The organism is Bartonella sp. CB10SXKL, from assembly GCF_042195515.1.
Classification (GTDB): domain Bacteria; phylum Pseudomonadota; class Alphaproteobacteria; order Rhizobiales; family Rhizobiaceae; genus Bartonella.
In genome coordinates, this window is sequence record NZ_JBHION010000001.1 from 59,588 (window position 1) to 80,120 (window position 20,533).

The window sequence follows — 20,533 nt, forward strand, 5'->3', positions numbered from 1 at the left end:
GTAAGGTATCCTTTATAGAACTATTTCTAGAACTATTCTAGGTACAATTGCATAAAAAATGTGTTTTTTATTCTATAATACAATAAAGAATATGAAAATAAAAACAAAATAGGCAATCACATGGTGTTATCAGGCAAAGATTTAGCCGCTTACAGAAACGAAGAAATTCTGTTTAAAGGTCTTTCTTTTTGTTTATTTTCACAGCAACTTATGACAATCACCGGTCCTAATGGTATCGGAAAGTCTACATTACTCCGAATCATTGTCGGTCTTCTTGAAGCTGCTGAAGGTCATATAATACTTAAAGACCATGATCAAATATACCCTGTTGCAACTGCCTGTCATTATCTTGGTCCTCAAAATGCTATGAAACCTCTTTTATCTGTCATTGATAATTTGCAATTTTGGGCAGATTTTTACGGTCAACATTTACGTTTTGCGCATGAAGCTCTTGCCGATATTGGTCTTTCTAACCTTGAACATTTACCCTTTAACGCTCTGTCAACTGGACAACAAAGACGCGTAGCTATTGCTCGCCTTTTGCTCTCCTATCGTCCTCTTTGGATTTTAGATGAACCAATATCTGGGCTTGATAACCATGCTCAAAAACTCCTTGCTCGTATTTTCCAGCGTCATCTCAATCAAGGTGGTATGATTATCGCTGCAACTCATAATTCCATAGGCATTCCAGAAAACCATAAAATCGCTCTGGAAAAATTTTTACCTCTCTAGGAGAGAATAAAATGAAAGCACTGTTCTGGCGTGATCTTAAACTATTATTAGTGCTACAAGCCTCTTCACTAACAGGATTATTGTTTTTTATCGCTGTTGTTGTCATAACCCCCTTTGCCATTGGGCCAGACCCCAAAATTCTTGCACAAATAGGACCAGGTATATTGTGGTTTGGAGCCCTTCTTGCAGGGCTTCTCAATCTGAACAAACTTTTCCAAATCGATCGCGATGATGGTAATCTCGACCAATTTATCCTTTCAGGACAAAGACAAAGTTTTACTCTAATTGTCTTTACCAAATGTTTTGCCCATTGGGTAGGAACGATGCTTCCTCTTATTTTTGCCACACCTATTTTAGCCCTCATGCTCCATTTAGATGTAACAATAACTTTTACAACAATACTCACCCTTTTATGCGGAACACCAGCTATTATTTTTATTGGTGCTATAGGCGCTGCACTCGCAACCTCATTGTTGCACAGTACTTTGCTTATTTTTATCATTATCTTGCCGTGGATCATTCCAATTATGATTTTTGGTGTTTCGGCTGCTACAGCCCCAATAAACCCAAATACCTCTTTTCTCACTTCCCTAGCTCTTCTCAGTGCTTTTTCACTTCTTTTGAGTCTCTTTAGCTCTTTTGTTGCTGCAATAACGCTTAAACTTTTATCAGAATAATAAAAGATGATTGCCGCATAGCAAAACTCTGCCTATTATGAATTTTATGAATGAACTATCTCGTACATATAAAATCAAGTCACTCCCTGCAAGTTTCACCCTTTTCATGAAAATAAGCAGTATCGTCTTACCTTGGTTGGCCAGCATAACATTGTGTTTCCTTATCTTAGGGCTTATGCTGGTGATGCATTCTCCTGATGACTATCAACAAGGCATTACTGTTAAGATTATGTACCTTCATGTTCCCTTTGCGTGGTTGTCTACATTCTGCTATGTAACGATGAGTGCAGCGGCATTAGGAAATCTGATTTGGAAATATCATCTTGCTGACGTGGCACTTAAATGTGGAGCGCCTATTGGGGCAATTTTTACCGCCTTGGCTCTCATGACAGGAGCGCTTTGGGGGCGACCTACATGGGGAACATGGTGGGTCTGGGATGCACGGTTAACATCAGTTTTAATTCTGCTTTTTATCTATCTCTCCATTATCCTGCTTGGGCGTGCTTTTGACAACCAAGTAAAAGCCGCTCGTGCGACTGCAATTCTTACACTTGTTGGATTTGTTAATATCCCTGTTATTAAATTTTCCGTTAATTGGTGGAATACATTGCATCAACCAGCATCATTATTACGTGCTGGAGGATCAACAATCGACAATGCTATGTTATGGCCCCTTATAACAATGCTCTTTTGTTTTATCTTTATGTTTATTGTGCTTTATTTGATGGCTATGCGAAATGAAATCAATAGTCATTATATCCGAATACTTCAGATTAAAAAATCCCGTCGTGCACAACAACAGGACGCTTCATCATGCTCGACCTAAATGGCATCCACAGCGGACTTTTAGGAAATCTATCTCAGAAAATTGATTTTTTCCTTAGCACCCTTAAACACGAGCAAATTGTTGTTTTAAGCTATGTGCTTTCTGCAATATCCCTCTTATGTCTTATTGGATATATTCTTTGCAAAGCTCTATACCAAAAAAAAATTCTCCAACAACTAAACAAAAAAGAGCTGTCACAAAAAGAAAAGTATAATGAAAAACATCCCTCCAAACTTAAAAAAAATATATCTTTGCCTGTTCTGCTTGTTTTTTTTGGACCATTTGTTCTTTTTCTTCTTCTCATGGTGTTTTTTTTCAACTTTATGGATAAAAAACACCTTCAAGATTCTTCTCTTCTCGCAAACGCATTGGCTGAAAAACCTGCTCCCAATATTCATCTTCCTCTTCTTGATAAAGAAAGTTATCTCAATTCAAAACAGTTTAAAGGACGTGTCACATTGGTCAATTTTTGGGGCTCTTGGTGTCTGCCCTGTCGCGAAGAACATCCTATTCTTATGCAAATTGCACAAGATAAACGTTTTGATCTGATTGGTATTAATTATAAAGATAATAAAACAAATGCCCTGCGTTTTTTAAACAGTTTTGGTAATCCTTTTAAATTTATTGGCTTTGATGTTTCAGGATATACAGCCATTGATTGGGGAATATATGGCCCCCCAGAAACCTTTCTCTTGAATAAAGAGAGCATCATTATTGCCAAACATGTTGGTCCCTTAACGTGGCAAATTTATCAAAAAAAAATTCTACCAAAAATTGAACAAGCGATTATGACAGAAGAAAAATAAAATAATGCAGGTTTGTAAAAACATAACGTTTTATCATGCTATGTATGCTATTTTATTTATACGGACCATCATTCTTCTTAGAAAAATTTTACAAGAGCATTACCATTGTTGATTCAAAAACATGTGTAAAGAAATATCTGTTTGGGAGCTTTATTTTTGATTACTTGGACAAAAACAATATTGCTGTAGAACCATCGTTAGATTAGTGACAGCAACCAACTATTATTTTCAAAGTCATATAGTATTTTGTCTTCGCATTTTTATCTAAAATGCACATTGTTATGAGGGAACTTCACCACTATTCTCATCTTTTTTATAAAATAACAAACCCGTTCCTTCGCAGCGTCATTGTTATATTTATTCCCATTATACTATCTGTTCGTAATAGACTCTATAAAGTCCATATTGAGTCTATACATTCTTATTCTATCGATAATTTCTCTTATGATTATAACTAATGAGCTTTTTTGACTCTTAATAAGATAAATTCGAGTAAGAAATAAACTTTTGAGATGTAAAAAGTATAAAAGAAGCTTTTTCGAGAGGAGAAAATATATTTTACAGAGAACTCTTTTTTAAGCACTCTATAACGTAATTACTGATCTCAACAGAAAAATCACTCGTATACATTAAAAAACTCTAAGACAAAAAATATTCTAGAAGTTCATATGAGCTTATGCGTAAACTTTTATAACGCAAATAAAATAGGCTTTTGTTGCAATCATCATTTTTTATGAAAAATATTTGATTATGTTTTTTCTTCTAAAAATTCTTGCGGTGTAAAACAATATGTTTTTGAGCAAAATTCACATGTGACTGAAATATATTTATTTTTAACCATTTTATTGCGTTCATCAATAGAAAAACCTTCTAGGATTCCTTTAATTTTTTCGTGTGAACAAGAACATTGATCGACAAGAGAAAAAGGATTAAAAACTCTAACACCTTGTTCATGAAAAAGGCGGAACAAGAGCTGTTTACTACCGACTTGGGGATCTGTTAATTCTGAACTTTCAATCGTTTCCATGAGTATTTTAGATTCCTGCCATTGGTTATCCAATTGGGTATGGGTTTTCGTTTCTTCTCGCTTTTGATGAGGGGCATCTATTTTATGATGAGACGATTCTTGGGGTAAAAGTTGGATCAAAATACCTCCAGCTCGCCAGCTTTTCTGCGGTTTTCCTTGTTGGTCACGATTAATTAATATAGCAACAGCCAGACGGATATCGGTAGGAATTTGTTCTGACTGATCAAAATAAATACGAGAAGCTTCTTGTAAATTTGATCCATCTAATGCAACTATCCCTTGATAGGGTTGCATATGGGGACCTTGATCAATGGTGAAGGCTAAAGTGCCTTTTCCTAAAAGTGTTTCTGAAGAAGTTTGACCATTGTCTATGGCTTGTTTTAGCTGTTCCTTATCAAAACGAGCGTATCCACGTAAACTGGAAGGAGGCGAAAAATCGCACACCAACATATTAACAGGTCCATCGGAATGGGTTTGTAGAATAAATTTTCCCGTAAGTTTTAGAGAAGTTCCAAGCAGAACCGTTAAAAGTAAAGCTTCTGCTAGAAGATAAGAAACCGGTTCAGGATATTGATGTCTGTTAAGAATAGAATTTAAAGTTTCCCCAAGTTGTACGGCACGTCCACGGATATCAAGTTCTTCAACTTGAAAGGGAATAACACTATCATCTTCACGCAAGAAGTTGTTGTTGAGAGAGGCTTCATCTTTAGCTTGTTCACTCATAGCTTTGCCTTTTTTATATAATTTGTTGTAGGGAGGCTATTGTGGAGAGAAAAACGCATCTTGTAAACACCAAGAAAGAATTGCTTTTTGAACATGAAGACGATTTTCAGCCTCATCGAAAACAACGGAGTGCGGTCCATCAATCACAGAATCAACAACTTCTTCACCGCGATGAGCAGGAAGACAATGCATAAAAAGAGCATCAGATTTTGCTAATTTCATGAGAGATTCATTGACTTGATAAGGCTGAAAAGTAGAACGACTGCGAGCACGAAATTCTTGTCCCATGGAGACCCATGTATCGGTCATAATACAATCAGCATCTTGAGCTGCTTTTTGGGGATTATGGGTTAGTGTAAGATGTGCTCCTCGTTCACGTGCCCAATGGATAAATTTTTCCTGTGGCTCACTGCCCTTTGGAGTAGCAATACGCAAATGAAAATCAAAAAGAGCTGCAGCTTCAATTAAGGAATGGAGTACATTATTACCATCCCCCATCCACGCAAATATTTTACCAGAAATAGGCCCCCGATGCTCCTCATAGGTTAATATATCTGCTAGAATTTGGCAAGGATGTGTATCATCTGTAAGGGCATTAATGACAGGAATTTGTGCATATTGTGCCAATTCGAGCATACGTTGATGTTTTGTTGTTCGTAATATCACGATATCCACAAAACGAGATAAAACACGAGCCGTATCAGCTATAGTTTCACTGTGACCAAGCTGCATCTCTGAACCCGTGAGCATGATTGTATCTCCGCCAAGCTGGCGCATACTGATATCGAATGAAATACGGGTTCGTGTGGATGGTTTTTCAAAAATCATCGCAAGTGTTTTACCTATAAAAGGTTTTGAACCTTTTCCTGCTTTAAAAGATGCTTTAAGGATCTTCGCATAATCGATCAGTGCGCGTGCTATTGCTGGCGTTAAAATGGATAAGTCCGTGAAATGACGAAGAGCATTTGTCATGTGTGTGATATTTGTCTTTCTTTGTTTACTTGCGAAAGATAAGCTATTGCTTTTTCAATACGATGCAAACTTTCATCTATTTCTTCTTCCCTAATGATAAGAGGAGGCAATAAGCGCACAACATTGTTGTTGGCAGCAACACTTAAGAGATGTTCATTTTCTAAAGCATTAACGACAAGATTTGAAGACACAACACATTGAATACCCAACATTAGCCCCATCCCCGGAACTGCGCGGATAATATCAGGATAGATATTGAGAATATGCAAAAGTCCACTTTTTAGTTTATCCCCCATGCGCTGAACATGGTTGAGAAAACTTGGCTCTAACAAAATATCAAGAACACTATTTCCTACAGCCATTCCAAGAAGATTTCCTCCAAAGGTTGAACCATGTGTCCCAAGTGTCATGCTTTTTGCAACTTTATCCGTTGCAAGGCAAGCGCCTAATGGAAATCCCCCTCCTAATCCTTTTGCGAGGGTAAGAATATCAGGTGTGACATCACTCCATTCATAAGCAAAAAGCTTTCCTGTTCGTCCTATACCCGTTTGGACTTCATCTAAAATCAATAATAGACCATTATCATCGCATATTTTGCGCAAAAATCTTAAATATTCATGAGGGACCGTTCGTATTCCTCCTTCTCCTTGAATAGGTTCAATAAGAATAGCGGCGGTATTTTTATTAATAGCATTACACAAAGCGATTTCATCACAAAAAGGTACTTGAATAAATCCACCAGCTTTAGGTCCAAAGCCTTCAAGATATTTTTCATGCCCAGTCGCAGCAAGTGCTGCAAGTGTACGTCCATGAAATGCCCCTTCAAAAGTAATTATTTCAATGCGTTCTGAATGACCAGCAGCATAGTAATAATGACGTGCCGTTTTGAATGCGCACTCCAATGCTTCAGTACCTGAATTGCAGAAAAAAACCTTATCCGCAAAACTATTTGCACAAAGCCGCGTGGCAAGAGATGCTTGTTCAGGAGATTGAAAAATATTAGAAACATGCCAAAGTTTTTCAGCTTGTATTTTGAGCGTATCAACCAATTTTGGATGTGAATACCCTAATGCATTAACAGCAATGCCAGATGTGAAATCAAGATAATGTTCTCCTTTATCGGAAATAAGCCATACACCATGCCCCTGTTCAAAATGCAAATTTCGTCGTGCGAAGCATTCATAAAGTGGTTGTATAGAGACAGCATCCATCATAATTCCCTTTATATTTTAACCTTTTCAATATATATACAAAGCAACACTACAAATAAAACAGCATGGTACATTTCGTTACGGTGCTTTCAACATTTCATTACGATTAGTGATTACACCTATAGAATAGATCATTACACCAATTGAAAAAAAGTCAATGAAGGTTCTACAAATAAGCATTTTGGGGAAAAGCCTTAAACAAAAGTGAAAGTTTAACCTATGATTGATTTGCAAGTTGGGGAAAACATTCTAAATAAACTCTTCAAGAGGTAAAGACTCTTGTCATAGAGTGAGTGCATATTGTAATTTACAATATAATAAGCAAGATGATGTGTTTTGATTTGTAAGTCCACAGGCTGGATGATTTTCTTATGCTCGTTTAGAGTGTAAAGTTCTTTCATTCAGCGTAATGAAAACATTATTTAAACATTTGAAGATGCAACGGGGGAGAGCATCTTAGTGACGTAATCGGAATGGAGTGCTGGTATGGGTTGGACATGTGAACGCGTTGAGCTTCTTAAAAAGCTTTGGAGTGAAGGGTTAAGTGCAAGTCAAATTGCTGCTCAATTAGGTGGGGTCAGCAGAAATGCAGTCATCGGCAAAGTACATCGATTAAAGTTACCAGGACGTGGTAAGACAGCTCAAGGAAGCACGCGTGCGCAAAAAACTCCCGTGGGAAGCAGCAGCCCATCATCTCCACGTGTGCGTCGCAACACATCCACGGTATCGCCAATAAACACATCATCTGTAAGTATTGAAGAAACAGCTTTAAAGACAGAATTTGTAGTGGAAGATGTAAAAGAAGTTGATATGTCCACAAAATCCAATGTAGTGGTGCCTATATCACGTCAACTTAATCTTCTACAATTGAGTGAAAATACATGTAGATGGCCGGTTGGCGATCCATTATCAGCAGATTTTCATTTTTGTGGTGCAGATTCTGATGAAAGTAGCCCCTATTGTGCCTTTCATGCTAAGCTAGCATTTCAACCAATATCTGAAAGACGTCGGATAAGAGTGTAATATCCTCAATTGAATCTCGTATTTTACGTCTTCTGCGCTTCGTTATTAAATTTTAATTATCGAATTATTATGAGAACGAAATTTGATGGAGCTTTTAATGAATGAAAAAATTTCTTCATGAAATTATTCAACGAAACTGTATCTTTTGATGCTACTGCGCAGCTATGTGTTGTAAAGTTATATTCTTGTTTATTTTCACGATTCTCTTTAATTTAGTTGTACTGCTGTTAACACTATCCATAGCAATGTCTTTTGAATAATACAGTTCTCAATTTCTCATGTTTTTATTCTTCGTGTATTTAATAGAGTAATGCTGTGGTTTATAAAAATAATTTATCGCTTTGCAACCTGAATGAGATCCATCTATATCTCTCTCATTTTAAGTCCTCTTATATTGAATCGATCAAAATCTTTCGTTTGGGCGTCACGCGCGAGATGAGAACTGCGGAGAGTAAAAACACTTACAGAAAAGCATGCCTCTGTATAAACGCTTTAAAATACCAAGGACTTAAAGGGTTGTTGCAACATTGGGAGATGGTAAAGTGTATGATGATGCCAGCTTACTCTTTTACTAAGCATAAAGATAGGGGGGGTGCTTCATGGATTTATCATTATACTCTTCACGGATACTGTCGCAAAATAAGCTTGAGAGCGTTGAAAGATGTTTCTTTAAAACAAGCCTGTGGATATATTCAATTCAATGTCGTTCTGTTTTGTGTGAGGGATGTGCCCCGTTAACGAATGCTATAAACAAAAGCGTGAAGCAATACGTAGAATGTAAAATAATATCTTTATAATTCTTTATAAAAAATTATAACGAAGGGAATATTGTATTCAAGGCTCTTACGAAATATACGAAAACAATAAATTATAAGTATAAATAAATATTAAACCTGAAACGACCATAATGACATCACATTCCTTCTCCCGACATAAAACGGCGCAACCAAACATAAAGCGCACCTTCTCCGCCATGCTGACGTGCTGCTTGCTCAAACGCGTGGACATAATATCGAAAAGCTGGTGTTGATAACCAATACGGAACAAATCTATACAAAGCTCCATCACTCCCAACGGATCGTCCTTTTCCTGTAATCACAAGGACATAACGCAATCCTCTCTGCTGAGAGGATTGTAGAAATTTTTTTAAGAAAAAATAAGCTTCTTCCTGCATATAACCATGAAGATCAAGACGCGCCTCAAGAGGATAACGACCTTGGGAAATTTTACGATATGCAACATGATCAAAGAAATGAATCTTTTGTGCTTGTATAACTGCCCTCTTTTCTCTTTTAATAATTGTCGAGGGTTGTTGATTTTCCTGAGACAATGAGGAGATTTGAGTTACAGGTTGATTTTTATCATTAATATTTGCAATAATTTCTGAAGTAGAAGAGAGCATCTTACCGTGAAGCGGTGTTATCGTACGACACACCATCTCCCATAAAAGGCGATCTTGTGAAGCCAATAAATCTCTTTTTTGTCTCCATTTACTTGAGGACATTTTAATTTCTCATAAATCATTGAATGCTTATGGAAGAAAAACAAAAAGTATTTTAATTTTCATTTTCTGTAGCAAAAAGCTTCCAGTTGGGATCTGACGATAAACTATTGCGAACAAAAGTCCAAATATCTCTGATTTCTACAATAGCGTCAGGATCACCGTCTATACGCTCGCCCTGTTCATTATAAGTAACAGAAATCATCTCACTGACAATACGTATCGTTAAAAGTTCATCCTTTTCTTGTATTGCCGCCGCAATAAATTCGATCTTATTAATTCCAACAAAAGTGAATTCTATTCTTTCTTTATTTTTTTCTCGTTGCTCAATAGCCGTACAAAAACTCTCAAAAACATCCTGACAAAGCAAGCTTTTAAGCTGATTGCGATCACCTTTGGCAAAAGCTGTTACAATCATTTCATAAGCAATTTGCGCACCTTTTATAAAAAGTTGAGGAGAAAAATGAGAATCAATTCTATGCAATTCCCGCAAATTTTTATTCAAAAGACTCCCCTCCGGTGAAATTTTATCAATTTCACTAAAGTCGTCTTTTTGTGAATTTTTCTGATGAGGGAACGAAACAATATTATCAGCCGTTTCTGCTTCAACCTGTTTTTTAGAACGACGTGAATAAGGATCAAAGGGTGGCTTTTCAAACCCAATTCGTTTCCCTAATACATTACGGAGTTGCACAAAAATAACAACCATAACAACAAGAGCTATGACAAGTATAACGTCAAATTCCATAGGCGCTGTCAATCTCCAAAGCTTAAGTCTCTAATAAACATTGCAGTCAATACCATTTATCAATAAATATGTAAAATAAGGAATCTTATCATTCAAATATTTTTATAGATTTTGTATTTAAACGGAGTGCTCTTAAGAATTTCTCCCCCTACTCATCCAGAAGGAAATTTTCATGTGATAAAACTTTATTCTATAAATCCTCGTTTTTTTGTTGTTATCTTTCTTTGCATTCTTTTAATCGAGATTGCTGGTTTTATCTTTGTTGGTCAAGAAATTGGTATTTTGGCAACTTTGAGTTTGGTTATTCTCACAACCATAGTTGGGGTTGTTTTATTGCGAATTCAAGGGATTAGCCTTTTAAAAAATATACAAACTGAACTTGTCCAAGGACGCACATTAGAGAATAATATTATTAATGATGCTTTCATCATCTTTAGTGCAATTTTACTTATTCTTCCCGGCTTTGTAAGTGATTTCTTGGGAATATTACTTCTTATTAAACCAATTCGCTCTGTTGCTTGGCATTTCTTTATATCATTAAAAAACAAAATTAATCCCAATACTAAAAGAAAAAATGACTCTGAAAAAATAATTGATCTTAAAGCAGAAGATTACACAATTCATGATACGACAGAATCTCCATGGCGCAAAAATGATGATAACCATTGAAATGCCTAAAAAATCTGCAACAAACTAAAAAAATATTCAAGATAAAGAGCGCATTTCTTGCAACCTTTTGCAAGGCGTGATAACCAATCTGGTCTTTAGATCTAAAATAAATTATACATATTATAATAAGAGAGGTTCGTCGTATGGCCGAAGGTGAAATGAATAACAGTGGTGGAGAGCCGGTTTTTGCTGTATTAACTCAATATTTAAAAGATTTATCATTCGAAAATCCAGGTGCTCCTCGTTCATTGCGTGCACGTGAAAAATCACCACAAATTGATATCAATATTAACGTCAATGCTAACCCAATTGGTGATGACAATTATGATGTCGTTTTGTCTCTCTCCGTCAAAGCCAATGATGAAACTGAAACCTTATTTCATGTAGAATTGATTTACGGTGGTGTTTTTCACCTTAAAAACATTCCACAAGAACATGTTATGCCTCTGGTCTTTATTGAATGTCCCCGTCTTTTATTTCCATTTGCTCGCCAAATTATATCTGATGCTACTCAAAACGGTGGCTTTCCACCTTTGTGGATTGATCCTATTGATTTTGCAGCACTCTTCCAAAAGCGTCTTTCTGAAGAACAAAAAGACAGTCAAATACAGCCTTCTTAAAAAGTTTATTCTTTTGTTATTAAAAAGCCCCTTGATATATTCTTGGTATAGTAGGGGCTTTTTTCCTTTAGACGACTTTTGCGGCATGATAAGCCGCAAGCATTGCAATATTGACAACATCTGTATCGCTTCCACTAAATGGTACAATTTGGACAGATTTTTCCAATCCAATTAAAATAGGACCAATGATGGTTGCTTCACCAAGTTCTTGTAACATTTTGCTTGCAATGGAAGACGCGTGATATCCAGGCATAACCAAAATGTTAGCGGGCTCCGTTAATCCCATAAATGGATATTGCTGCATCAATTTGGAATTGAGTGCCACATCAGCACTCATTTCTCCATCAAACTCAAAGTCAACTTTGCGTTCATGCAAAATATTAATCGCATCCTGAATTTGCTGCGTCGTCTGCCCTTTCATATAAGCAAATGTAGAAAATGCTAAAAATGCTACCCGTGGTTGATATCCAAATCCTCGCACAAATGAAGCTGCTTGTTCCGCTATATCCGCAAGTTCTTCAGCATTAGGATTTTCATAAACGGCTGTATCCGTAATAAACACAATTCGTCCACGGCAAATAGCCATTGAAATACCAATCAATCGTTCTTTTGGTTTTTCATCAATTGCACGACGTATATCGATTAACGCTGTTTCATAATTGCGTGTCACCCCTGTAACCATTGCATCAGCATCTCCTAGTGCCACCATACACGCAGCAAAATAATTGCGATCATTATTGATACGATGATGACAATCACGCAACAGCCAACCTTGACGCTGCATCTTTTTATAAAGATAATTCGCATAAGCATCTGTACGGCAAGAAAGCTTAGCATTCATAATAGAAATACCTTCACGCTCCAGATCAATTCCAGCGATAACAGCCGCTTCTCTTACTTGCTCTTCACGACCAACCAAAATCGCTTGTCCTAATTTTTGATGGACATAGGAAACGGCTGCCCGCATAACTTGCTCTTCTTCACCTTCTGCAAAGACAATTTGTTTTGGCGCTTGACGAACATGGTTATAAACCCCACGCATCATCGAGGAAGTAGGATCACGTCTCGCATTCAAATCGCGCTCATAGGCCTCTAAATCATCTATGTTCTTTTGCGCAACACCGCTTTCCATTGCTGCTTTTGCTACCGCTATTGAAACAACCGTAAATAAACGCGGATCAAAAGGAACAGGGATGATATAATTAGGACCAAATTTTAATCGCTTTCCATGATAAGCTTCTGCAACGCTGTCAGGCACTTCTTCATGCGCTAAATTAGCAAGAGCCTTTGCCGCAGCAATCTTCATGTCTTCATTAATAACTCTTGCACGCACATCAAGCGCACCACGAAATATATAAGGAAAACAGAGAACATTATTAATCTGATTTGGATAATCGGAACGTCCTGTTGCGACAATGGCATCATGACGCACTTGCATAACCTCTTCCGGCGTAATTTCTGGATCGGGATTAGCCATAGCAAAAATGATCGGCTGGGGTGCCATGGATCTTACCATTTCAGGAGTAAGAGCACCTTTAGCAGAAACCCCAAAAAATATATCTGCACCTTCCATTGCTTCCATAAGCGTACGTTTATCTGTTTGAATAGCATGCGCAGATTTCCACTGATTCATTCCCTCTTTGCGGCCTTCATAGACCACACCCTTTGTATCACATAATATGATATTTTCGGAACGAAAGCCCATCGCTTTAATCAGTTCAATACAAGCAATTCCTGCAGAACCAGCACCATTACAGACTAACCGCGTATTTTGCATATCGCGCCCTGTTAAAGTCAAAGCGTTGAGAACACCAGCAGCAACAATAATTGCTGTACCATGTTGATCGTCGTGAAAAACAGGTATATTCATTACCTCGCGTAGGCGGCTTTCAATCATAAAGCACTCTGGCGCCTTAATGTCTTCAAGATTAATTCCACCAAAAGAAGGTTCTAAATGGCGCACCAAATTGATAAAACTTTCTGTATCGTTTATATCAATTTCTAAATCAATGGAATCAATATCCGCAAAACGCTTAAACAGCACTGCTTTGCCTTCCATGACCGGCTTAGAAGCAAGTGCACCTAAATTGCCTAACCCTAAAATAGCTGTACCATTTGAAATAACAGCAACAAGATTGCCTTTTGCTGTATAATCATAAGCTAGCGCTGGATTTTGAGCAATTGCCTTAACTGGAACGGCAACACCTGGTGAATAAGCAAGTGCTAAATCATGCTGTGTTGCCATAGACTTTGTTGCAACAATCTCAAGCTTTCCTGGTCGACCACGACTATGAAAATCTAGAGCTTCTCTTTCGCTCGCACTGTAAACAGTTTGAGATATTTTCTGATCTTGCTCGCTCTTTTTCATCTCACTTTATTTTCTCCAAAAACAGTGTAAATTTTGCTTGATAATGCGTATAGTCATTAAATCTGATTCATATATTAGAAATCGCTATTCTTGCCTTAGCAAATCTGATGATGCGTTGCAATTTAGAGATAAATAGATATTGAAGTAAATAAAAAAGAGTAAAAACTTCACTTAAAGGAAACAGGCCTCGTACAAATGGATAAAAAAAACAATCATAAAAATAATTTAATTCCACAGCCTGCCTCCTCATCTGCTTCCTCTCAAGAACGTCTTACACCTATGATGGAGCAGTACATAGAAATCAAAGCCGTCCATCATGATTCCCTTCTCTTTTACCGAATGGGGGATTTTTATGAATTATTTTTTAATGATGCGATTGAAGCTGCTCAGGCTTTAGGAATCACACTCACAGCACGCGGAAAACATTTAGGACAAGATATTCCTATGTGCGGTGTTCCCGTTCATGCTGCTGATGATTATTTACAAAAACTGATTGCTTGTGGTTACCGAGTTGCTGTTTGTGAACAAATAGAAGATCCTGCTGAAGCAAAAAAACGTGGCTCAAAATCTGTTGTTCGGCGTGATGTTGTTCGCCTTGTAACACCTGGAACGATAACAGAAGAAAAACTCCTTGATCCAACACGCGCAAATTATTTGATGACACTTTCCCGTATAAAAACTAGCGATGGAGAGGAATTTGCTCTTTCTTGGATTGATATCTCAACAGGCATATTTCGTGTAACAGAAAGCCGCCAAGAAAAACTTTTAGCAGATATTATGCGTGTTGATCCACAAGAAATCATTGTTGCTGATTCATTTTTTCATGATAAATCTCACAAGTCACTTTTTAGTATTCTTGATCGTATCGTTTCACCTCAACCTGCTTGTCTCTTTGATGCACTCACCGCTGAACGCGATATTTGCAATTATTTTAAACTCTCAACTCTTGAAGGCGTTGCCGATTATTCACGTTCCGAACTCTCTGCAATTGTAGCTGCTATTCGTTATATCGAAAAAACACAAATCACGCATCGCCCTCCCCTCATGCAGCCTGAGCGCCAAAATGAAAGTGCGACTCTTTTTATTGATGCCGCAACCAGATTAAGCCTTGAACTTATTCGTACGACATCAGGTCAACGGGATGGAAGTTTATTAAAAGCTATTGATCGCACTGTAACAGGAGGAGGATCACGCCTTCTTATTGACCGCCTTATTGCTCCCCTCACCACTCCTTCGGCTATTGATACGCGTTTGGATTCTATCGATTTTTTTCTACGTAATCCTTCTCTTGCAGAAGCGATAAAGCTTATTTTAAAGGGGGGACCAGATATGCCCCGCGCCGTTTCACGTTTGGCTCTTGGACGAGGAGGTCCCCGTGATATGGCGACAATCCAGCGCGGCTTTGAAATCATTCGTGAATTGCATCAACTTCTTGATAATGAGCTTCTGCCTCAAGAAATAAGTGATGTACAACAGGTGTTCTCAAACTTACCCACAGCGTTATACTTTCATTTAGAACAGGCATTAGCTGATGATCTCCCACTCCTTAAACGTGATGGTGGTTTTATTCGTTCTAATTATCATAAAGAGCTCGATGAAATGCGTGCTTTACGTGATGAATCTCGCCGTGTCATTGCTGAACTTCAAGCGCAATATGCCCACGAAACAGATATTAAGACGCTTAAAATAAAGCATAATAATATTCTAGGTTATTTCATTGAAGTAACCAGCACACAAGCATCTTCCCTTACAAATAATCCACAAGCTAAAGCACGTTTTATTCATCGGCAAACAATGGCAAACGCTATGCGTTTTACGACAACAGAGCTCGCTGACCTTGAAAGCCGTATTGCCCATGCTGCCAATCACGCATTGACACTTGAACTAGAGATTTTTGATATTCTCGTTCAGGAAATTACCGAACAAGTTGATTTTATTCGTAAAGCCTCTGAAGCACTTGCTATTTTAGATGTCTCTGTCGCTTTAGCATATCTTGCTGAAGAACAAGGATATTGCCGCCCTAAAATTGATCTTTCACTTACCTTTCATATTACAGCAGGACGCCATCCTGTCGTCGAGCAAGCACTCCGCAAACAAGCAGCAGAACCTTTTATTGCCAATAATTGTGATCTCTCTGTGCAAGAAAATCAGCAATATGCAGCAATCTGGCTGTTGACAGGGCCTAATATGGGAGGAAAATCAACTTTTTTGCGGCAAAATGCTCTTATTGCTATTATGGCGCAAATGGGGTCCTTCGTTCCAGCAACTTCAGCACATATTGGTGTCGTTGATCGCCTATTTAGTCGCGTTGGGGCTTCCGATGATCTTGCACGGGGGCGCTCAACCTTTATGATGGAAATGGTTGAAACAGCAACGATTCTCAATCATGCTAGCCACCATTCCCTTGTTATTCTTGATGAAATAGGACGTGGAACATCAACCTTTGATGGACTTTCTATTGCTTGGGCTGCTGTTGAATATCTCCATGAAGTTAACCATTGTCGTGCTATTCTTGCTACCCATTTTCATGAAATGACTGCACTTACCGAAAAACTTGACAGACTGCATAACGTAACCATGAAAGTCAAAAATTGGGATGGTGATGTAGTTTTTCTTCATGAGGTCACACCAGGAGCCGCTGACCGTTCCTATGGTGTACAAGTCGCAAAGCTTGCTGGACTTCCCCCAGCCGTTATTACACGAGCAACAGATGTACTCCATCAATTAGAACAAGGCGAAATGGCTGGAAAAGGACATAAACTCATTGATGATTTACCACTCTTTTCTCTTAAAGCAACATCTCCAGTCAATGAAGCAAAAAACAAACATTGTATACTTCACGAAGCTTTAAAAAATATTCATCCCGATGAACTCTCTCCTAAACAAGCTTTAGAAGCAATTTACCACCTCAAACAACTTGAAAAGAGTAACCCTTTATAGAAAACAGATGTTATTTTTTATTAAAAAACCTTCTTAATAGGAGATAACGTAACCATTTTTGATATACCACAGCATAAACAGTTATTTATCGTATTCCCATCGCTTTTCTACATAATATATTTTGTAAGTATAATTGCCTATAGAAGCAAAACCATATGCATTATATTTCATATTCCCTTAGATTAATATTGGCTCTTATACAAAAAATTGGTCAAGATCGACTATTTTTACAAGATAGTCGTTTTTTGTAAAGATTGTCATGAAATCTCCTCCACCTTGCAAATACGCCATATTTAGTGAATTATGCTTTTTCACGATCGATATTATTGTTATCATAGCAACATTTCTAGTTTAAAGCTGTTGGTGTTGGGATACCATCCCATTTTGCATAATAAATTCATGGATAATGGGTCTCGTATTTTCTTCACATTTTAAGCTATAAAGAGCTCTTTTACTGTTTTCATATGGAACATATAATCAGATATATCACAGCAGCATTTTATTTTCCTAAATATCCTTAAACTCCTTCTTACATCTCAAAGGATAAAGATTTTCATTCGAATCAAGTCTGCAAACAATCCAGATTCTAAGGAATTTATCTTGATTTCCTAGTCATGTGATTCACTTAAACTAAAAGCTTTACAAACAAGTCTAAGAATATTCACCACGCACTAAGAAACACTTAATATTTAAGGAGGATGCCGTATATCACAGTCCTAAATGACAGTGTTTTACGGTACAACAAGATAATGCCACCAGTACAATAAATATCTTCCATAAATATGAGAACAGGAAATTGTAATTTCGTATAAGATTGGAATATGATATGAAAAGTAATGATACTGTATCTATCTTTATCTGTCTTACATAGCTGCTAAAATAAGCAATCCGCAGCTGCTTTTAGTTGTATTGATAGCTTTTTAATCATACTCATCCATGACTCGAAATATTCTGATAAGTTCATAAACTCATAAAATAATTAGCTCAGAATATCGTGCAAAAGATGCAAAAAATCAGAGTACTGTCTCTATTCAACTCATCAAATATTACGTACTGCACCTTTTGAAGCAGATGTAGTCATCGCTGCATAAGCTTTGAGAGCCTTTGAAACTTTACGCTGACGCTTCTCAATCGGTTGCCAAGCGCCTTTTCCTTTTGCTTCCATCTTAGCACGGCGCTGCTTCATCTCAACGTCATCCACCAACATATGAATTCTACGATTTGGAATATCAATTTCTATGATATCCCCTTCTTCCACTAACGCAATTTCTCCTCCTTCCGCAGCTTCTGGAGAAATATGTCCTATCGAAAGCCCTGAACTTCCTCCTGAAAAACGTCCATCCGTAACAAGTGCACAAACCTTGCCTAATCCTTTAGATTTGAGATAACTCGTTGGATAAAGCATTTCTTGCATTCCAGGTCCACCACGTGGACCTTCATAACGGATTAAAACAATTTCACCTGTTTTAATCTTATCAGTTAATATAGCTGAAACAGCTGAATCTTGGCTTTCAAAAATTCTTGCCGGACCTTTAAAAGTTAAAATTGATTGATCAACGCCTGCTGTTTTTACAATACAGCCATCTTTTGCAAGATTTCCATAAAGAACTGCCAATCCTCCATCTTGTGAATATGCATGTTCCCTATTGCGAATCACACCTTTTTCACGATCAAGATCAAGGGTCTCATAGCGACAAGATTGGCTAAAAGCTGTTTGTGTCGGAATACCACCTGGAGCAGCACGATAAAATGCACGAACTGTTGGCTCATTAGTTTGCTTTACATCCCAGCGGTAAAGAGCTTCTTTCATTGTTTTTGCATGAACCGTATAAGTTGATGTATCAATGAGTCCCGCCGCATCCAGTTCGCCTAAAAGCCCCATAATACCACCAGCGCGATGAACATCTTCCATATGTACATTTGCAACAGCAGGAGCAACCTTACATAAAACAGGAACACGACGTGAAAGATGATCAATATCCGTCATGGTAAAATCCACCTCACCTTCTTGCGCCGCGGCTAAAAGATGCAGTACTGTATTGGTTGATCCCCCCATGGCAATATCAACGGTCATTGCATTTTCAAAAGCCTTGCGTGAAGCAATAGAGCGTGGCAAAATTGTTTCATCATCATTTTCATAATAACGCTTAACCAATGCAACAATCTGTTTTCCAGCTTCTTCGAAAAGCATCCGCCGATCTGCATGTGTTGCTAACATTGATCCATTTCCAGGAAGAGAAAGCCCCAATGCTTCCGTTAAGCAATTCATGGAGTTGGCCGTAAACATTCCTGAACAAGAACCACATGTAGGACAAGCTGCACGCTCCATTTCAGCAACTTCTTCTTCTGAATTTTGTTCTGAAGCTGCTGCAACCATGGCATCGACCAAATCAACCCTTAGATCTTGATCCTTCCATTTAATCTTACCTGCTTCCATAGGACCGCCAGAAACAAAGATTGTCGGAATATTCAACCGTAAAGCAGCCATTAACATACCAGGCGTAATTTTGTCACAATTAGAAATACAGACAAGTGCATCCGCACAATGTGCATTAACCATATACTCTACAGAATCAGCAATGATTTCACGTGAGGGCAAAGAATAGAGCATTCCATCGTGCCCCATCGCAATTCCATCATCTACAGCAATGGTATTAAATTCTTTCGCAACACCACCGGCAACAGCTATCTGTTGTGCGACTAATTGCCCAAGATCTTTTAAATGGACATGCCCTGGTACAAATTGTGTAAAAGAATTCGCAATCGCAATAATGGGTTTACCAAAATCAGTATCTTTCATCCCTGTTGCACGCCAAAGTCCGCGGGCTCCTGCCATATTACGCCCGTGGGTTGATATTCTTGAACGGTAAGAAGGCATTATTTTTTTCCCCTCAAATAATTCCATTTTGCTTGTTGTGCTGTAACTTCATTATAAAAACAAGAGCTTTAATATTTAAAAGAGCAAAATACCTCGTACTGAGGCATTTGAAGCACAAAATTAAAAGCTCTGCATAAACTTTTTCATAAAGCCTTTGTTTTTTTCTTACCTGTTAATCAACATCTAATCCCTGTGCAAGTCCACGTTTGAGACAAATATCAAAACGCTTCAGTGTGGAACGAACTGTTCCAGATTTTTGTATGCCAGATTTGGTCAGTATATTGCATCTATCTGTTTGCGTAATTTCTGGAACAAGAAGACAGCCTCATTTGGAAAGAATATAAAGGCATCGTGGTAAAAATCTATCATCTCCTTACAATTCAGCTTTACACCTTTCAAACGCATTCATAGAAATATCTTTTAAATAATTATGACGCATTATCTCATGCTTTTGTTTTTACACTCTTCAATAGAGCTACTCCCCTCAGGAAGAACAAAACACACCAAACAAAATACACTTGTATAGCCTTTATGTACTCATTTTAAAGAGACATCTTTCAATGTAACTCGAGCCCATTTCACGATAGCGCCCATGAATGGTATAACAGCCCTCGTGAATAATATAAATCTATAAGGGACATCTTCACACTTATGAAGAAGAAAACTGACACCATCATACATTTTTTCATCCCCATATTGTGAATGTCTTTGGTAATTGAGACAATTAAAAAGAGATATTTTTATTCCTTTCTTCAAGTGTTTTTATCCACATGGCTCTCCCTGCTTATGACATCAAGCAAGTGACTTTGAAT

At 37.6% G+C, this 20,533-nt stretch carries 15 protein-coding genes; 8 read left to right on the forward strand and 7 right to left on the reverse strand.

Translation table 11 applies throughout. The features are described 5' to 3' along the window. Window positions 1–120 precede the first annotated feature (120 nt). The 4 genes from ccmA (at window position 121) to ACFIK3_RS00225 (ending at window position 3,041) form a co-directional block, all read left to right on the forward strand. Window positions 121–732 (forward strand): heme ABC exporter ATP-binding protein CcmA, encoded by a 612-nt coding sequence (ccmA, locus tag ACFIK3_RS00210; RefSeq protein WP_273790270.1) that lies wholly within the window; start codon window positions 121–123, stop codon window positions 730–732. Window positions 733–743: 11 nt separating this feature from the next. After that, entirely contained in the window at window positions 744–1,409 is a 666-nt protein-coding gene (gene ccmB / locus ACFIK3_RS00215; protein ID WP_375630511.1) for a heme exporter protein CcmB, read from the forward strand. Between the two features lie 46 nt (window positions 1,410–1,455). Beyond that, complete coding sequence (locus ACFIK3_RS00220) at window positions 1,456–2,235, forward strand: heme ABC transporter permease (protein ID WP_375657962.1); 780 nt, start codon at window positions 1,456–1,458, stop codon at window positions 2,233–2,235. 191 nt (window positions 2,236–2,426) lie between these two features. Further along, window positions 2,427–3,041, forward strand: a complete 615-nt coding sequence (locus ACFIK3_RS00225; RefSeq protein WP_375637349.1) for a DsbE family thiol:disulfide interchange protein — start codon at window positions 2,427–2,429, stop codon at window positions 3,039–3,041. A gap of 748 nt (window positions 3,042–3,789) precedes the next feature. Here ACFIK3_RS00225 and ACFIK3_RS00230 read toward each other — a convergent pair. The 3 genes from ACFIK3_RS00230 to ACFIK3_RS00240 are packed head-to-tail and all read right to left on the reverse strand — an operon-like array spanning window position 3,790 to window position 6,974. After that, the gene (locus ACFIK3_RS00230; protein WP_375630515.1) at window positions 3,790–4,791 is read right to left on the reverse strand and encodes an Hsp33 family molecular chaperone; all 1,002 of its coding nucleotides are present in this window, start codon (window positions 4,789–4,791) and stop codon (window positions 3,790–3,792) included. A gap of 36 nt (window positions 4,792–4,827) precedes the next feature. After that, window positions 4,828–5,763: an ornithine carbamoyltransferase gene (argF, locus tag ACFIK3_RS00235; protein ID WP_375630517.1), complete on the reverse strand. Its 936-nt coding sequence runs from the start codon at window positions 5,761–5,763 to the stop codon at window positions 4,828–4,830. Further along, window positions 5,760–6,974 carry an aspartate aminotransferase family protein gene (locus ACFIK3_RS00240; protein WP_273790265.1) on the reverse strand — a complete coding sequence of 405 codons (1,215 nt, stop codon included), beginning with the start codon at window positions 6,972–6,974 and terminating at the stop codon, window positions 5,760–5,762. The genes argF and ACFIK3_RS00240 overlap by 4 nt, the downstream gene beginning before the upstream one ends. A 486-nt stretch (window positions 6,975–7,460) precedes the next feature. Between ACFIK3_RS00240 and ACFIK3_RS00245 the strand changes: the two genes are divergently transcribed. Further along, window positions 7,461–7,997 carry a GcrA family cell cycle regulator gene (locus ACFIK3_RS00245; protein ID WP_273790264.1) on the forward strand — a complete coding sequence of 179 codons (537 nt, stop codon included), beginning with the start codon at window positions 7,461–7,463 and terminating at the stop codon, window positions 7,995–7,997. Between the two features lie 913 nt (window positions 7,998–8,910). Here ACFIK3_RS00245 and ACFIK3_RS00250 read toward each other — a convergent pair. Next, complete coding sequence (locus ACFIK3_RS00250) at window positions 8,911–9,501, reverse strand: Smr/MutS family protein (protein WP_273790263.1); 591 nt, start codon at window positions 9,499–9,501, stop codon at window positions 8,911–8,913. Window positions 9,502–9,553: 52 nt separating this feature from the next. Beyond that, window positions 9,554–10,246, reverse strand: coding sequence for a Tim44/TimA family putative adaptor protein (locus tag ACFIK3_RS00255; RefSeq protein ID WP_273790262.1), 693 nt, complete (start codon window positions 10,244–10,246; stop codon window positions 9,554–9,556). Window positions 10,247–10,420: 174 nt separating this feature from the next. Here ACFIK3_RS00255 and ACFIK3_RS00260 point away from each other — a divergent pair, with 174 nt between their 5' ends. Then, on the forward strand, window positions 10,421–10,915 hold the full coding sequence (locus ACFIK3_RS00260; RefSeq protein ID WP_375662942.1) for an FxsA family protein: 495 nt from the start codon (window positions 10,421–10,423) through the stop codon (window positions 10,913–10,915). 143 nt (window positions 10,916–11,058) lie between these two features. Further along, a complete protein-coding gene (gene secB / locus ACFIK3_RS00265) occupies window positions 11,059–11,535 on the forward strand; it encodes a protein-export chaperone SecB (protein WP_375630527.1) in 477 nt (158 codons plus the stop codon). A 67-nt stretch (window positions 11,536–11,602) separates the two neighbouring features. On the opposite strand, the gene ACFIK3_RS00270 is transcribed toward secB, so the two are convergent. Further along, a complete protein-coding gene (locus tag ACFIK3_RS00270) occupies window positions 11,603–13,903 on the reverse strand; it encodes an NADP-dependent malic enzyme (RefSeq protein ID WP_375637207.1) in 2,301 nt (766 codons plus the stop codon). A gap of 195 nt (window positions 13,904–14,098) precedes the next feature. On the opposite strand from ACFIK3_RS00270, the gene mutS reads away from it, so the two are divergent. After that, window positions 14,099–16,843 (forward strand): DNA mismatch repair protein MutS, encoded by a 2,745-nt coding sequence (gene mutS / locus ACFIK3_RS00275; protein ID WP_375671034.1) that lies wholly within the window; start codon window positions 14,099–14,101, stop codon window positions 16,841–16,843. A gap of 1,039 nt (window positions 16,844–17,882) precedes the next feature. On the opposite strand, the gene ilvD is transcribed toward mutS, so the two are convergent. Continuing rightward, window positions 17,883–19,721 (reverse strand): dihydroxy-acid dehydratase, encoded by a 1,839-nt coding sequence (gene ilvD / locus ACFIK3_RS00280; protein ID WP_375630533.1) that lies wholly within the window; start codon window positions 19,719–19,721, stop codon window positions 17,883–17,885. Window positions 19,722–20,533 lie beyond the last annotated feature (812 nt).

Excerpts from the sequence above, each read along its gene's own strand:
- ccmB (WP_375630511.1), top strand. The coding sequence starts at position 744 with ATGAAAGCACTGTTCTGGCGTGATCTTAAACTATTATTAGTGCTACAA.
- ACFIK3_RS00230 (WP_375630515.1), bottom strand. The coding sequence starts at position 4,791 with ATGAGTGAACAAGCTAAAGATGAAGCCTCTCTCAACAACAACTTCTTG.
- ACFIK3_RS00240 (WP_273790265.1), bottom strand. The coding sequence starts at position 6,974 with ATGGATGCTGTCTCTATACAACCACTTTATGAATGCTTCGCACGACGA.
- secB (WP_375630527.1), top strand. The coding sequence starts at position 11,059 with ATGGCCGAAGGTGAAATGAATAACAGTGGTGGAGAGCCGGTTTTTGCT.
- argF (WP_375630517.1), bottom strand. The coding sequence starts at position 5,763 with ATGACAAATGCTCTTCGTCATTTCACGGACTTATCCATTTTAACGCCA.
- mutS (WP_375671034.1), top strand. The coding sequence starts at position 14,099 with ATGGATAAAAAAAACAATCATAAAAATAATTTAATTCCACAGCCTGCC.
- ACFIK3_RS00250 (WP_273790263.1), bottom strand. The coding sequence starts at position 9,501 with ATGTCCTCAAGTAAATGGAGACAAAAAAGAGATTTATTGGCTTCACAA.
- ACFIK3_RS00220 (WP_375657962.1), top strand. The coding sequence starts at position 1,456 with ATGAATGAACTATCTCGTACATATAAAATCAAGTCACTCCCTGCAAGT.
- ACFIK3_RS00245 (WP_273790264.1), top strand. The coding sequence starts at position 7,461 with ATGGGTTGGACATGTGAACGCGTTGAGCTTCTTAAAAAGCTTTGGAGT.
- ACFIK3_RS00270 (WP_375637207.1), bottom strand. The coding sequence starts at position 13,903 with ATGAAAAAGAGCGAGCAAGATCAGAAAATATCTCAAACTGTTTACAGT.
- ccmA (WP_273790270.1), top strand. The coding sequence starts at position 121 with ATGGTGTTATCAGGCAAAGATTTAGCCGCTTACAGAAACGAAGAAATT.
- ACFIK3_RS00255 (WP_273790262.1), bottom strand. The coding sequence starts at position 10,246 with ATGGAATTTGACGTTATACTTGTCATAGCTCTTGTTGTTATGGTTGTT.
- ilvD (WP_375630533.1), bottom strand. The coding sequence starts at position 19,721 with ATGCCTTCTTACCGTTCAAGAATATCAACCCACGGGCGTAATATGGCA.